Below are 12,467 nucleotides of genomic sequence, written 5' to 3'. Positions count from 1 at the left end.
CAGCCATGATCTCTCGGCCGTGGGCAGCGTCGTGCAAGGCTGCGGCAACCCTGCCGAACCTGTTCATCGTCGGCGCCGTCAAGTGCGGCACCACCTCGCTTTACGCCTACCTGCGTCAGCATCCCCAGATATTCTTCCCGGAGATGAAGGAGCCGCATTTTTACACCCGGCCCCAACCCGCGCCGGAGCAGGCTCACCTCATCCAGTATGTTGCCGATGCCGACGATTACGCCAAACTTTATGCCCATGCCGGCGGCTATCCCTGGCGTGGCGACGCCAGCCCCTCCTACCTCTGGTCTGCGCAGGCGGCCCAACGCATCCGTGCCGACGTGCCGCAAGCGCGCATCCTCATCCTCCTGCGCGATCCCGTGCAGCGCGCCTACTCGCAATACCTCATGGATTTCCGGGAGGGTGTCGTCAACGACGATTTCTACACCATCCTGCTGCGGGATTGGCAACGACCGGACAAGGGTTGGGGCGTGTCCCAGCTTTACGTCGAACTAGGGCAGTATCTGGACCAGGTTCGACGCTACCGAGAGCTCTTTGGTCCGGAGCAGGTACGGGTCTATCTGTTGGAGGAGCTCAAGCGCGACGCCCGCGCGGTCCTGCTGGACATCGCCGATTTTCTGGGCATAGATCCTGCCCCCATCGACGGCATCGATCTGCATCTGGCGCACAATGCCCATCGTCAGCCCCGGGGCGAATGGGCGCGACGTTTGGCCGCCTCACCCTGGAGCCGCTATATCGGCGAACACCTCTTTCCACAGCGTTGGGGGGAATATCTGTGGCAGCACGTCTTCCTGCGGGCGGGGGAAAAGCCGCCCATGGATCCGCGGGCGCGGGCTTTTCTGCAGCGCCTCTACGAGCCAGAGATTCGTGGCCTGGAGAAGCTGCTGGGGCGACCCCTGCCGGAGCTGCGTCTTTCCTGGCAGCGGGAAGAACGCGCCGCCGAACCCCGACAAGAGTCCATGGAGGGTCTGGAACTACCCGACCGCTCCTGAAAATCCGGCTTGCCGCGGGTGGTTTCGTGGACTATGGTGAATAGGAGACACGACTCGGAATTTGAGGAGAGACTCCCTTGGCCTACCAGTACCTGCGTTTTTTCCGGGAAATCGGCATCGATGACCTCCCCTCGGTAGGCGGCAAGAACGCCTCCCTGGGTGAAATGTACCAGAAGCTCAGTAGCCAGGGAGTACGCGTCCCCAACGGTTTTGCCATCACTGCCGAAGCCTACCGGGCAACGCTCGATGCGGCGGGCGCCTGGGACGCCCTGCACGCCTGCCTGGACGGCCTCGATCCCGACGACGTGGACGCCCTCGCCCGCGCGGGTGCCCGGGCCCGCGAGATCGTCTACGCCGCTCCTCTGCCAGCGCCCCTGCAAGAGGAGATTCTTGCGGCCTACCGTGAGCTGCAACGGGAATACGGCGATACACTGTCTTTGGCGGTGCGCTCTTCGGCCACGGCGGAGGATCTCCCCACCGCCAGCTTTGCCGGTCAGCAGGAGACCTACCTCAACATACGCGGTGATGCCGAGCTGCTGGATGCCTGCCGGCGCTGTTTTGCCAGCCTGTTTACGGACCGCGCCATTCATTATCGTGCCGAGCAGGGCTTCGACCATTTTCATGTGGCCTTGTCCGTTGGCGTCATGAAGATGGTGCGCTCGGACCTCGCCAGCAGCGGGGTGATGTTCTCCCTGGATACGGAAACGGGTTTTCGCGACGTGGTCTTCATCACCGCGGCCTGGGGGCTGGGTGAGAATGTCGTGCAAGGAGCCGTCAATCCCGACGAATTCTATGTGTTCAAACCGACCTTTCGGCAGGGCAAGCGGGTCGTGCTGCGGCGGCTCCTGGGGAGCAAGAAACTGAAAATGGTCTATGCCGACGACGGCGATCGCCATACCACCCGCAACATCGACACCAGCCCCGAAGAGCAGGAACGCTTCTGCCTCGACGACGCCGACGTGCTGCAGCTGGCGGAATACGCCATGATCATCGAGGAACACTACAGCAAACACGTGGGCGAATCGCGGCCCATGGACATGGAATGGGCCAAGGATGGTCTCGATGGCCAGCTCTACTTGGTACAGGCGCGGCCGGAGACGGTGGCATCGCAGCAGAAAGGACAGGTGCTGGAGGAATATCGCCTGCAGTCGCGACCGGAAAAGGTGGTGGTGGAGGGTCGGGCGGTGGGCGGAAAGATCGCCACCGGCCGCGTCCGCGTCTTTCGCGACATCCGCGAGATCGATACCTTTCGGCACGGTGACGTCCTGGTGGCAGACAATACCACGCCGGACTGGGAACCCATCATGAAAGAAGCCGCTGCCATCGTCACCAACCGCGGCGGGCGTACCTGCCACGCAGCCATCATCGCGCGCGAACTCGGCATCCCGGCGGTGGTGGGTGCTGCCGGCGCTACCGAGCTTCTGCACGACGGTGACGAGGTGACGATCTCCTGCGCCGAAGGGGATGTCGGTCGGGTATACGCCGGACGTCAGGACTTCGAGGTGCGGCGCACCGACCTCGCGCATCTGCCGCGACCGTCCACCCAAATCATGATCAATCTGGGGGATCCGGATCTCGCCTTCCAGATCCGTAATCTGCCCAACGACGGCGTGGGCCTTGCGCGCATGGAGTTCATCATCGGCAATTATATCAAGGCCCATCCCATGGCGCTGCTCCACCCGGAAAAGGTCGAGGATGCCCGCGAGCGGGACGCCGTGCAGCGACTCCTGCGGGGCTTTGGCAGCGGCGAGGACTTCTTCATTCAGAGACTCTCCGAGGGCATCGGCACCATCGCCGCCGCTTTTTATCCCAAACCCGTCGTCGTGCGCATGTCCGACTTCAAATCCAACGAATACGCGGCCCTTCTGGGCGGACGCGGCTTCGAGCCCCACGAAGAAAATCCCATGCTCGGTTTTCGCGGTGCATCCCGCTATGCCCACCCTGCCTATGCCGAGGGCTTCCGCCTGGAGTGCATGGCCATGCGACGGGTGCGGGAAGACATGGGCCTTGTCAACGTCATCCTCATGTTGCCCTTCGTGCGCCGCCTGGAAGAGGCGGATGCGGTCCTGGCGCGCATGGCGGAATACGGTCTGCGCCGGGGTGAGAACGGACTGCAGGTCTACGCCATGTGCGAAGTCCCCAGCAACGTGATCCTGGTAGACGAATTCGCCCGGCGCTTCGACGGCTTCTCCATTGGCAGCAACGATCTCACCCAGCTTACCCTTGGGGTGGATCGCGATTCCGAGATCGTCGCCTTCGATTACGACGAACGCGACGCGGCGGTGCGGGCCATGATCCGTCTGGCCGTGGAGGGCTGTCGACGCAATGGCATCCACTCCGGCCTGTGTGGACAGGCGCCCTCGGATTACCCGGAGATCGCTGAGTACCTGGTCCAGATCGGAATCGAGTCCATGAGCCTCAATCCCGATACCGTGCTCACCACCACCCTGCACGTGCTGGAGGTGGAGAAAAAGCTCGGTCGCTCGGGACCGGCGCCACGATCCTGAGAACCACCGCTGCCGCGGCATCCAGTCCGGCAGCGCACGGCGGTGATGGCTTTTTCGTGTCGACAAGGAGTTGCTGTGACAGAACCTAGGCCCGTGCTGGTCGTCATTTTCGATGGTTTCGGCCTCAATCCCAATCGTGCCTTCAACGGTTGGGCACAAGCCCGCACCCCGCATCTGGACCACTATTTTGCGAGCCACCCACATACCGCGCTGCAGGCCTCCGGTCGTGCCGTGGGCCTGCCCGATGGCCAATTCGGCAATTCGGAAGTGGGACACCTGACCCTGGGCTCCGGTCGTATCCTCAAACAAGATCTGGTGCGTATCGCCGACGCGCTGGAGGATGGGAGCTTCGACCAGCTGCCGGCCTGGCAGCATTTCCTGCGCCCGGGCGAGCGGCTGCACCTCGTGGGTATGGTCTCTGACGGCGGCGTCCACTCCCATATCGACCATCTCCTGGGGATCCTTCCCCTCGTCGTCAAAGGAGGAATGGAGCCCGTGGTGCACCTGATCAGCGATGGCCGGGACACGGCGCCCCAGTGCGCCGACGGCTTTGCCCGGCAGGTGGAGTCCGCACTCCAGAAACTCGGTAAAGGACGCATCGCCAGCGTCATCGGCCGCTACTACGCCATGGACCGGGCCGGGCATTGGGAACGCACGGAAAAAGCCTGGCGCGCCTATGTCCACGGCGAGGGCGAGCATGCCCCCGACGCCGAGAGCGCCATCCACACCGCCTGGCAGCGGGGAGAAGGGGATGAATTCATCCAGCCCACCCTCATCGGCGACGTGGAAGCGGCCAAGATCGGGCCCCGGGAGCCTGTCTTCTTCTTCAACTTCCGTTCCGACCGGATGCGGCAATTGAGCGCGGCCCTGGGCATGCCGGACTTCAGCCATTTCGACCGGGGCGCGGAAGGTCCGCGCCCGGTGCTGTGCATGACCCCTTACAACGACGACTATCCTTTTCCCGTGCTCTTTCCCACGGAATTCCCTTATCAGGTTCTGGCGGAAGTCATCGCCGACGCGGGACTGCGGCAGTTCCACTGCGCCGAGACGGAAAAGTACGCCCACGTCACCTACTTTTTCAACGGCGGACGGGAGGAGCCTTTCCCCGGGGAGGACCGCGAGATCATCCCTTCCCCACAGGTGGCCACCTACGATCTCCAGCCGGAAATGAGCGCCGCGGCGGTGGCCGATCGGGTCATCCAGGCCATGGAGTCCCAGCAGCACGCCTTCGTCCTCGTCAACTTCGCCAACGGCGATATGGTCGGGCACACGGCCAAGATCCCCGCCATCCTGCGCGCCGTGGAGACCCTGGACCTTCAGTTTCACCGGGTGGCACAGGCGGCCTTGCGCCTCGGCTATCGCGTCATCCTCACGGCGGATCACGGCAATTGCGATGAGATGGTGGATCCCCTGACGGGTGAGCCCCACACCCAGCACACCGTCTATCCCGTGCCTTTCTTGCTCATGGGTGTGCCGGGCGCGACCCTGGGCATCGGCCGGGGGCTTGCGGATCTCGCGCCCACGGTGCTCGATTTGCTCGGATTACCGGTACCGGAGCCGATGACCGGCAAAAGTATCCTCCTCAATCGTCAACCGGATTAGGCGCGTAGGTCACCAGGAGAGACAGCATGGGCAGCATGAACGATCGCATCCACGAAGTCGCCGACCTCACGGAGCGCCTGAAGGCGCAGTATCCCTCGGAAATCAATGCGTTCCTCGCGTTCATGGGCAAGACCGAGGGCAATCCGGCCCTAAGCCTCGCCCAAAAAGAGCTCATCAATGTCGCCCTCGCCGTGGCAGCCCAGTGCGAGTGGTGCATTGCCTTACACGTCAAGGGGGCCGTAAAAGCCGGGGCCAGCCGCGACGAGATCATGAGTGCCGGTTTTCAGGCCGTGCTCATGCACGGCGGTCCGGCGCTCATGTATCTGGTTGCCCTCACCCGCGCCCTGGACGAATTCGCCCCGACGGCGGGGACGGGAGTCTGAAATGGACCGCAGTTCGCTACTCGCCATGTTACGCGACATGATGCGCGCCCGCGCCTTCGAGGAAGCGGCGGCACAGGCCTACGCCCAAGGGGAAATCGCCGGTTTTCTGCACCTCTATCCCGGCGAGGAGGCCGTGGCGGTGGGAGTGCTTCATGCCGCCGAGCCCGGCGATTACGTGGTCAGCACCTACCGTGAGCACGTCCACGCCCTGGTCCGCGGAATCCCCGCCCACGCCATTTTTGCCGAACTCATGGGCAAAAAGACGGGCATAAGCGGCGGTATGGGCGGTTCCATGCACCTCTTCGACCGGGAACGGCGCTTTCTCGGCGGCTATGCCATTGTCGGCGAGACCTTTCCCATCGCCCTGGGGGCAGCTTATGCCGTGGCCTACCGCCGGTTGCCCGAGGCCGTGCTGTGTTTCTTCGGCGACGGTGCCGTCAATCAGGGAACCTTTCACGAATCCCTGAACATGGCTGCCCTGTGGCGACTACCCATCCTGTTCGTCTGCGAAAACAATCATTACCAGATTGGCACGGAAATCCACCGCCATTCGGCGCTGACGGAGGTCTACAAAAGGGCCTGCGCCTACGGTATCCCAGCCGAAAAGGTGGACGGCATGGAGGTCCTGGCCGTCTTCGAGGCCACCCGCCGCGCCTTGACGCGAGTCCGCACCGGCGATGGTCCCCAATTCCTGGAGATGGAAACCTATCGCTATCGCGGCCACTCCATGGCCGATCCCGGCAGCTACCGCCCCGCCGTCGAGGTGCAAGCCTACGAAGCCAACGACCCCATCGCCGCCACCCTGCGCGGCGTGGAGTTCCGCTACCCAGGAAAGGAGGAACTGGCCGCAGCCCGCACGGACTGCATCCAAGGCTTTTGCGATCGATGCTACCGTGAAGGGCACCTGGACGAAACCGCCCTGGCCCGGCTGCGGCAAGAGATTGCCGAGGAAATCGCTGCTGCCCGCGACTTTGCCCGCCAGAGTCCGGCACCGACGATGGAGGATGCCTGGGCGGCGTTTTTGGGCAATCGCCGCTACGAAAAGCTCCTGGAAGGGGGGAAAGCATGAGCACCATGCGCTACTGGCAAGCGCTGAACCGCGCCTTGGATGCCGAATTGCGGGAGGACGACGCCGTTTTCCTCCTGGGCGAGGATGTTGGGCTCTATGGCGGCACCTATCGGGTGAGCGAGGGGCTATTGGCCAGGTATGGGGAGTGGCGGGTGCGCGACACCCCCATCTCCGAAAACAGCTTCACTGGCCTCGGCGTGGGTGCGGCCATGCTGGGATTGCGTCCGGTGGTGGAGATCATGACCATCAACTTCGCCCTCCTGGCCATGGATGCCATCGTCAATATGGCGGCCAAGATCCCATTCATGTCCGGCGGCCAGTTCCCCATGCCCCTCACCGTGCGGATGCCCGGCGGCGTGGCGCGGCAATTGGGAGCCCAGCATTCCCAACGTCTGGAAGCCATGTTCATGGGGGTACCGGGCGTGCGTATGGTTGTCCCGTCCACGCCCCAGGATGCCTACTGGCAACTGCGCCAAGCCATCCGCAGCGAGGAGCCCGTCCTCGTGTTGGAACACGAGCTCCTCTATTTCACGACGGGTGAGGTAGACGAAAACCTTCCCGCACCGCCCATGCACCAGGCGATTTGTCGGCGACCGGGTTCCGATCTCAGCTGCATCACTTATTCGCGCATGGTGGCTGTGGCCGAAACGGCGGCGGAGCAGTTGGCCAAGGACGGCATCGACATGGAAATCATCGACCTGCGCAGTCTGGCGCCGATAGACTGGGACAGCTGTGTACGCTCCGTGCAGAAGACGCACCACGCCCTCATTCTCACCGAAGACCCCCGTTTTGGCGGCGCCTCCGCTGAGCTCACGGCAACGCTTCAGGAACGCTGCTTCTACTGGCTGGATGCCCCGGTGGCGCGCGTCGCCGGACTGGACCTACCAACACCCTTCAACGGCGAGCTGGAGGCGGCGTCCATACCGCGAGTCGCCGATGTCCTTGCCGCCGCCAAAGCCCTGCTGTCACCGCAATAAGGAGCACGGATCATGAAACAGGCCGTTACCATGCCGGTGCTGTCGGACACCATGGAAACTGGACGCCTGGTGCGCTGGAACAAGGCCGTAGGGGACCCCGTCAAGAAAGGCGAAGCCATCGCCGAGGTGGAAACGGACAAAGCGATTCTGGACGTCGAAGCCTTTGCCGACGGTTTTCTGGCGGGTCCCCTGGCGCCTGTGGATGAGGACATTCCCGTACGCCAGACCATTGCCTACATCGTCGATTCGCAGGAAGCGGCAAAAACCGAGGCCACCGATGCCCGCACCACGTCCGCAACCGAAACTCCTGCGCCCACGCCAAAGGCGGACAGTGCTGCCGAGAGCACCAATCCGGCTTCGCCCAGAGCCGCGCCGGCAAAGGCGGCCGCCGAGGTCGCCACCGATGTGCAGAACGGCACGCCGGCCGCCATTTCCACCCCAGTCGCCACGAACCTGTCCGGGACCGACGATTTCAGCCCCGCCGCATCGGCACCGGCGGAATCGCGATCCACGGGCTCCCCCAGGGTGCCAGCCTCGCCCTACGCCCGAGCCCTGGCCCGGGATCTGGGTGTCGACCTGGAACACCTGCGTCCCGGCCCCGACGGTCGAATACACGGGGCGGAAGTCCTTGCCGCGGCCATGGCCGGATCCGAACCCGACCTGCGCTACGGGCCTCCACACCGACTGGAGAGGCTGCGGCCCATGCGGGCGGCCGTCGCGCGCAACATGACGGCCACGCTCCATACCCCGACTTTCCAGATCGGCTCCCGCCTCGCCCTGCAAACCCTCCACGAGCGGGCCAAAGCACGCAAAGTGAGTCTCACCCTCGCCCTGGCTCGGGCCTGCGCCCTCACCGTCGCCGAAGATCCCTGGTTCAACCACGTCTGGACGCCGGCGGGGCTCGCCCAGCGCGAGCGCGTCGATGTCGGCATCGCCGTGGATACGGGCGACGGGCTGGTCACCCCCGTCCTGCGGGACGCCGCCCGTCGTCCCCTCCAGGAGCTGGCGGAGGATTGGCGGATTCTCCTCGGCAAGACCCGCAAAGGACGTCTGGCGCCGGAGGATTACGAAGGGGCGACCTTCTACCTCTCCAATCTGGGCGTTTTCCCCCACATTACGCACTTCAACGCCATAGTCCCCAGTGGGGCCTCTGCCATCCTGGCGGTATCCGCCAGCGACACCCAGGGGCAAACGGACTTTACCTTGAGCTGTGACCACCGGGTGATCTTCGGTGCCGATGCCGCCCGCTTTCTCGGGAGACTGGCGGAACGCTTGGAGCAGGTCCAGTGGCTGGATTAGGCTCGACGGTCCTGTGCATCAATAGCGGCTCGTCCTCCCTCAAGTTTGCCGTCTATGCCGTACCCGTCGCCGACTCGGGCCAGTGCCTCGCCGAAGGTGCCATCGAGCGCATCGGTCAGAGTGTGGGCCGGCTCTGGATTCAGACCCCCAACGAGGAGCGGCGGGAGGAACAGGCCCCCTTCCCCGACGCGAATGCTGCCCTGACCACGCTCTTCCGCAGCCTGGAAAGCCTCTCCTACCCGCCACCGGCGGCCGTCGGACACCGCATCGTCGCCGGCGGACCCCGGCACACGAATCACATTCGTGTCGACGAGCGTGTCCTCCAGGATCTGCGCGAGGCTTTACCTTTTGCGCCCTTGCATCTGCCAGCCGAAATCGCCGCCATCGAAGCCGTACGGCGCCACTGGCCCGAAATCCCCCAGGTCGCCTGCTTTGACACCGCCTTCCACCGCGACATCCCCGAGCTCGCCGCCCGTTTCCCCCTACCCCGCAACCTCTGGCACGAAGGCGTACGCAAGTACGGCTTCCACGGCCTCTCGTACGAGTACATCCTTTCCCAGCTGACGGACGGCGGTCGCGGACGCCTCATCGTCGCCCACCTCGGCAATGGTGCCAGTCTCGCCGCCATTGCCGACGGTCGCTGCCTGGACACCAGCATGGGGCTCACGCCCACCGGGGGCTTGGTCATGGGGACGCGCAGCGGCGATCTCGACCCCGGCGTCCTACTTTACCTCATTGCCGAAAAAGGCTACACCGGACCACAGTTGGAGCGCCTTCTCAACCGCCTCTCGGGGATGCTGGGTATCTCCGGAGTCAGCGGCGACGTGCAAACCTTGCTGGCCGAACGGGGGCAGAACGCGCACGCGGCCCAGGCCTTGGAGATTTTTGCCTACAGCGTGCGCAAGGGTATCGGTGCCTTCATGGCCGTCCTCGGCGGTCTCGATCGCCTGGTCTTCACGGGCGGTATCGGCGAACACGCCGCCCCCCTGCGCTGGTCCATCTGTCGCCCCCTGGAGGATCTGGGCATCCGCCTCGACCCACAGGCCAATGGCGAATCTCGCCGGCGCATCTCCCGGGCGGACAGCCCCGTGGAAGTCCTGGTGATCCCCACCAACGAAGACCTCACCATTGCCCGCCACACCCAGGATATCGCCCAGATCGTCTGATCCAAAGCCAAGGTGCAGCGCAGCCCTGGGCAATTGCCGCCGGGGTCAGCCGCACCTTCAAGGTCGCAGAGCCACCTGTACGGTACGCGAATCGGCACGACCACGGTCGTCCACCACCCGCAGACGGTAGGTGCCGGGGCGCTGCGGTCGCCACTCCAGACTCTGCCCACTGGCGCTCTGGCCCAGATACGTGCTGCCCGCAAACCAATACAAACGGGCGACGTCACCGTCGGCATCGGCGCTGAGATGCAAGGGCGTCTGCTCGCCGCCCGTGGGGCCCAAAAGATAGGTCAAGCCCCGCAGTGGACTGCGAATCTGCGGCGCTGAGCCATCCACCGCCGCGCCGGCGCTGCCACAGACCGCTGGCGCCGGCGGCCGCGCGCGGGGAATACCGGCCTGGGCAAACACCTGGCGAAGCTCACTGGGCCAATAGGCGTAGACCCGCAGTTCGTGGCGCCGCGGGTCGTAGGGAGGACAGACGGCGCGGCCGCTGCGACGGTCGACCCAGATGGGCCGATACACGCTGTCCACGGCGATGGGGGAAACTCCGGGGATGAACCAGCTCTTACCCCGGCGCGGACACCAGACCGTTGGCAGGGCGCCGCTGGAAAGACAAACGTCGACGCGGCGCAGACGCGGCGGCGGCATGGGTGTCGCCGCGCGCTCAAGACCCACGCCACTGGCCCGCAGCGCGTAAATGGTGCGAAAGAGCAAGGGTGCCGCCACCTCGGCACCGATGAGGGCAGGATTGGCGGTACCGTCGAAATTGCCCACCCAGACCACCAGCACGTAGTGATCGAACACCGCCACACTCCAGGCATCGCGAAAGCCCGAGGAGGTACCGGTTTTCCAGGCCACCGGCAGATCCCGGGCCTGGCCCGTGGGCGCCACCAGGGGACTCGGATTCTGCCGCAGTATGTCGAGGACCAGATAACTGGCCTCAGGACTGAGTAGACGTGGTCCCGCGCTCTGGTCGGTACCGTTCTTCGCCAGTAGCGAAAGAGGGCGCAGCCGTCCGTCGTTGTTGAGTAAGGCGTAGAGCGTGGCCAGTTCCTGCATGGTGACTTCTCCGCCTCCCAGCACCAATGCTAGGCCGTAGTGAGACTCCGGTGCCAGCCCGGTGATACCGGCCGCGCGGAGAAAATCGTAAAAACTCGGGTGGTGCAGACGCGCGGCCACATCCACCGCGGGAATGTTGCGGCTGCGGATGAGTGCATCGGTGACGGTAATGGGCCCCTCGAAGCGGCTGTCGAAGTTTTCCGGAGTGTAGGGACCGAAGGCAGTGGGCACATCGCGCAGTACCGTCGCTGGGATCACCACGCCCTGATCAAAGGCCAGGGCATAAATGAAAGGTTTCAGGGTCGAGCCGGGAGAGCGCTTGCCCAGGGTGCCGTTCACCTGGCCGGCAATGGCAGCGTCGAAGAAATTGGCGGAGCCCACCAGAGCACGGATACCCATATCGCGGGTGTCTACCAAAAGGGCAGCGGCGTTGCGAATACCTTTTATTTGCTGCTCCTGCACGAACGCGTGCAGCTGTCCCTCGACAATCCGCTGCATGGCCAGATCGAGACTGGTGTGCAGCTCCGACGGCAGCCCCCCCTGCCGGAGCAGGGCGCGGGTCCGCTCTTCCTGGAGCACCTGATCCACAAACCAAGGCGCATGGTAGGGCAACTGCGCGACGCTGGACAACGCCATGGGCAAACGCAGCGCTGCGTCCTCGGCGGCGGTCACGGGATGATGCTCGCGCCACTTGGCATAGAGTCTCTGACGTGCTGCCAACAACGCCGCATTTCCGTCCCGGTCGATGCGGCCGCGCTGCCCCGGGTCCTGGGGTAAAACGGCAAGGGTCAACAGCTCCGGCAAGCTCAGACCTTCGACACCGTGACCGAAATAGATCCGGCTTGCCGCCCCAACCCCCTGAATGTTGCGACCGAAGGGCGCGTAGTTGAGATAAGCCTCAAGGATCTGTGCCTTGCTGAAATGGAGCTCCAGGTCCAGGGCGTAGGCAATCTGGCGCAACTTTCCTCGGGGATCGCGCGTGTCGATATTCCACAGGAGACGGGCGAGCTGCATGGTGATCGTGGATCCACCCTGAGGATGCCGATGGCGAAGATAGGTGCGGTAGGCACCACGCAGCAAGCTCCAGGGATTGAAGCCCGGCTCATAATAGAAATAGCGGTCTTCCTTCATGAGAATCGCCTCGCGCAGGCGAGGATCGATACGCTCCAAGGGAGTCCAGAGTCGGTATTGCTCATCCTGAGCGAGGGTGAGACGCAGCCAACGCCCATGCCGATCGGTCAGCAGGGTGGACTGCGCACGCCAGTCCCGCAGGTCCGAGGTACCGCGCAGGGGGTCGTGACGCAGCACATAACCGCCGCAGAGCAGCGCAGCGACGAGGAAAAGCATCACCCACCAGCGTCCATGACCATGCCGCTCAGTCACGACCGCGCTCTCCCGCACACC

At 64.3% G+C, this 12,467-nt stretch carries 9 protein-coding genes; 8 read left to right on the top strand and 1 reads right to left on the bottom strand.

The annotated features are described in order from the left end of the window. Nucleotides 1-5 precede the first annotated feature (5 nt). The 8 genes from ACAty_RS05410 to ACAty_RS05375 all read left to right on the top strand — a co-directional run bounded on the left by ACAty_RS05410 (nucleotide 6) and on the right by ACAty_RS05375 (nucleotide 10,004). A complete protein-coding gene (locus ACAty_RS05410; protein ID WP_004871655.1) occupies nucleotides 6-1,001 on the top strand; it encodes a sulfotransferase family protein in 996 nt (331 codons plus the stop codon). Between the two features lie 77 nt (nucleotides 1,002-1,078). Continuing rightward, nucleotides 1,079-3,508 (top strand): phosphoenolpyruvate synthase, encoded by a 2,430-nt coding sequence (ppsA, locus tag ACAty_RS05405; RefSeq protein WP_004871651.1) that lies wholly within the window; start codon nucleotides 1,079-1,081, stop codon nucleotides 3,506-3,508. Between the two features lie 75 nt (nucleotides 3,509-3,583). Continuing rightward, nucleotides 3,584-5,110: a 2,3-bisphosphoglycerate-independent phosphoglycerate mutase gene (gene gpmI, locus ACAty_RS05400; protein ID WP_014002826.1), complete on the top strand. Its 1,527-nt coding sequence runs from the start codon at nucleotides 3,584-3,586 to the stop codon at nucleotides 5,108-5,110. Nucleotides 5,111-5,136: 26 nt separating this feature from the next. Next, the gene (locus ACAty_RS05395) at nucleotides 5,137-5,493 is read left to right on the top strand and encodes a carboxymuconolactone decarboxylase family protein (RefSeq protein WP_004871645.1); all 357 of its coding nucleotides are present in this window, start codon (nucleotides 5,137-5,139) and stop codon (nucleotides 5,491-5,493) included. Nucleotide 5,494: 1 nt separating this feature from the next. Then, a complete protein-coding gene (locus ACAty_RS05390; RefSeq protein ID WP_004871643.1) occupies nucleotides 5,495-6,562 on the top strand; it encodes a thiamine pyrophosphate-dependent enzyme in 1,068 nt (355 codons plus the stop codon). Continuing rightward, on the top strand, nucleotides 6,559-7,539 hold the full coding sequence (locus tag ACAty_RS05385) for an alpha-ketoacid dehydrogenase subunit beta (protein WP_004871639.1): 981 nt from the start codon (nucleotides 6,559-6,561) through the stop codon (nucleotides 7,537-7,539). The genes ACAty_RS05390 and ACAty_RS05385 overlap by 4 nt, the downstream gene beginning before the upstream one ends. Before the next feature lie 12 nt (nucleotides 7,540-7,551). Next, nucleotides 7,552-8,838: a dihydrolipoamide acetyltransferase family protein gene (locus tag ACAty_RS05380; protein ID WP_004871637.1), complete on the top strand. Its 1,287-nt coding sequence runs from the start codon at nucleotides 7,552-7,554 to the stop codon at nucleotides 8,836-8,838. Then, nucleotides 8,826-10,004, top strand: coding sequence for an acetate/propionate family kinase (locus tag ACAty_RS05375; RefSeq protein ID WP_004871634.1), 1,179 nt, complete (start codon nucleotides 8,826-8,828; stop codon nucleotides 10,002-10,004). Before ACAty_RS05380 ends, ACAty_RS05375 begins: the two co-directional genes overlap by 13 nt. Before the next feature lie 57 nt (nucleotides 10,005-10,061). Here ACAty_RS05375 and pbpC read toward each other — a convergent pair whose 3' ends face one another. Beyond that, nucleotides 10,062-12,446 carry a penicillin-binding protein 1C gene (gene pbpC, locus ACAty_RS05370; protein ID WP_014002824.1) on the bottom strand — a complete coding sequence of 795 codons (2,385 nt, stop codon included), beginning with the start codon at nucleotides 12,444-12,446 and terminating at the stop codon, nucleotides 10,062-10,064. Nucleotides 12,447-12,467: the final 21 nt, after the last annotated feature.

The organism is Acidithiobacillus caldus ATCC 51756 (genome assembly GCF_000175575.2).
GTDB lineage: Bacteria > Pseudomonadota > Gammaproteobacteria > Acidithiobacillales > Acidithiobacillaceae > Acidithiobacillus_A > Acidithiobacillus_A caldus.
This window is presented reverse-complemented; position numbering and strand designations above follow the sequence as displayed.

Coding starts and splice junctions, on each gene's coding strand:
- ACAty_RS05410 (WP_004871655.1), top strand. CDS start 6: ATGATCTCTCGGCCGTGGGCAGCGTCGTGCAAGGCTGCGGCAACCCTG.
- ACAty_RS05395 (WP_004871645.1), top strand. CDS start 5,137: ATGGGCAGCATGAACGATCGCATCCACGAAGTCGCCGACCTCACGGAG.
- ACAty_RS05390 (WP_004871643.1), top strand. CDS start 5,495: ATGGACCGCAGTTCGCTACTCGCCATGTTACGCGACATGATGCGCGCC.
- ACAty_RS05385 (WP_004871639.1), top strand. CDS start 6,559: ATGAGCACCATGCGCTACTGGCAAGCGCTGAACCGCGCCTTGGATGCC.
- ACAty_RS05380 (WP_004871637.1), top strand. CDS start 7,552: ATGAAACAGGCCGTTACCATGCCGGTGCTGTCGGACACCATGGAAACT.